Source organism: Actinoplanes sp. NPDC048791, from assembly GCF_040650095.1.
In the GTDB taxonomy this organism is placed as follows: domain Bacteria; phylum Actinomycetota; class Actinomycetes; order Mycobacteriales; family Micromonosporaceae; genus Actinoplanes.
This window is the reverse complement of the sequence record NZ_JBEZGQ010001277.1, coordinates 1-2,085: the sequence shown is the minus strand read 5'-3', so window position 1 is coordinate 2,085 and position 2,085 is coordinate 1. Positions and strand designations below refer to the sequence as shown.

The window sequence follows — 2,085 nt, the reverse complement described above, 5'->3', positions numbered from 1 at the left end:
GCCCCCCCCCACCCGGGCCCCCACCCCTTCCCCCCCCCCCCCGCGGGGGCCCCGCGACCCGGCCGGGGGGGGCGGGGCCGCGGCCCCCCCCCCCGCGCCCGGGGCCGTGCACGCGGGGACGGTCGTCACCGGCGTACCGCTGGCGGTTCTGGAGGTCGGCGACGACGGCCCGGGGGTGCCCGCCGAGCACGCGCCGCGGGTGTTCGAACGGCTCTACCGGGCCGATTCCAGCCGCAGCCGGGGCCGGGGCGGCGGTTCCGGGCTGGGCCTGTCCATCGTCGCGGCGATCGTGCGCGGTCACGGCGGCTGGGTCGAGCTCGACCCGCCCCGGGGTCGCGGGGCCACGTTCCGGGTCCTGCTGCCCACCTCGGACGCCGACGCCGGCTGACGCGGTTCCGAGGTGGCTCCCAGCCAACCCCGAAGCTCCTCCGAGCAGGTGTCGCCACAGTGTCCGTCATGCCTGCGCCCCGTCTGGGTTCCCTGCGCCGTCCCTCGGTGGCGATCAACGCCGTCCTGGTCCTCGCGCTCGTCGCCGGTGCCTTCTGGGCGTACGAGATCGTGTCCGGTCCGGACACCGGAAACGCGGCCGCCGCGTCCGTGCGGTCCGTACCCGTCCAGCAGGGCACCGTCACCGCCACCGTCACCGCCGACGGCTCCCTGGAGAGCGCCAGCTCGGCCGGCGCGAGCTTCACCACCGGTGGCACCGTCACGTCGATCTCGGTCCGGGTCGGTGACAAGGTGACCAAGGGTCAGGTGCTGGCCAAGGTCGATCCGGCCGCCGCCCGGCGCACCCTGGCGGCCGCCGAGGCCGACCTGGACGCGGCCCGGGATGCCCTCGACCGCGCCGAGGACGCCGGCTCCGACACCTCGTCGGCGCAGAACGAGGTCACCCAGGCCGAGCTGGCCGTGGACGAGGCCGAGGCGGCGGTGGCCGGGACGACCCTCAAGGCGCCGATGGCCGGCACCGTGGTCGCGGTCAACGGGACGCTCGGCAGCTCGTCGTCGGGCTCTTCTTCTTCCTCCTCATCCTCGTCGTCCGGGGGCAGCACACCCGGCGACAGCTCGTCCTCCTCCTCGGCCAACTCGTCGAACAGCGGCTTCATCGACATCGCCGATCTGGGCAAGCTCCAGGTCACCGCGGCCTTCGCCGAGGCCGACGCGACCAAGCTGAAGGAGAAACAGGCGGCCACCGTCACCTGGAACGCGCTCAGCGGCACCCGGCAGAGCGCCGAGGTGGTCGCCGTCGACCCGCAGGCCACCACGGCCAACAACGTCGTCACGTACGGCGTCACGCTGAGCCTCGACAAGGTCCCCACCGGCGCCAAACCGGGCCAGACGGTCTCCGTCTCGGTGGTCACCGGCGAGGTCAGCGACGCCGTCTACGTCAACGCGGCCGCGGTGACCACGGTCGGCAACCGGCACACCGTCACCGTGCTGGCCGACGGCGTCCAGGCGGTCCGCGCGGTGGAGATCGGCCTCGCAGGTGACCAGGCCACCCAGATCACCTCCGGGCTGACCCCGGGGGAGCAGGTCGTGATCACCACGACCAGCACGACGACCGGCGGGACCACCGGCGGCTTCCCGGGCGGCTTCCCCGGCGGCGCGCCCGGCGGCGGCTTCCCCGGCGGCGGCGGTACGGGCCGGGGCACCCGATGAGCCGGCCGGTGCTCGAGGTCCGCGACCTGACCAAGATCTACGGTACGGGTGAAGCCACCGTGCACGCCCTGCGCGGCGTCTCGATGCTGGTGGAACGCGGCGACTACGTGGCCGTCATGGGCTCGTCCGGCTCCGGCAAGTCCACCCTGATGAACATCCTGGGCGCGCTGGACGGGCCCAGCGCGGGCACGTACCGGCTGGACGGGGTCGACGTCAGCCGGCTCGCCGACCGGCAGCTGGCCCTGGCCCGGAACCGGCTCATCGGCTTCATCTTCCAGGCGTTCAACCTCATCCCGCGGACCTCGGCGGTGGCCAACGTGGAGCTGCCGCTGGCGTACGCCGGGGTCAGACCGCGGCAGCGCCGGGAGCGCGCGATGGCCGCCCTCGAGGTCGTCGGGCTCGCCGACCGGGCCCGGCACGAGCCCAACC

General features: G+C 74.7%; 2 protein-coding genes and 1 pseudogene. All 3 read left to right on the top strand.

Annotated elements, in window-relative coordinates:
* Positions 1–136 precede the first annotated feature (136 nt).
* A pseudogene (locus AB0C29_RS45370) lies at positions 137–388 on the top strand (sensor histidine kinase); the annotation flags it as partial.
* Positions 389–456: 68 nt separating this feature from the next.
* Complete coding sequence (locus tag AB0C29_RS45365) at positions 457–1,656, top strand: HlyD family efflux transporter periplasmic adaptor subunit (RefSeq protein ID WP_360834151.1); 1,200 nt, start codon at positions 457–459, stop codon at positions 1,654–1,656.
* Positions 1,653–2,085 (top strand): ATP-binding cassette domain-containing protein (locus tag AB0C29_RS45360; RefSeq protein WP_360834149.1); only part of this gene is annotated, 433 nt, incomplete at its 3' end. The genes AB0C29_RS45365 and AB0C29_RS45360, both read left to right, overlap by 4 nt.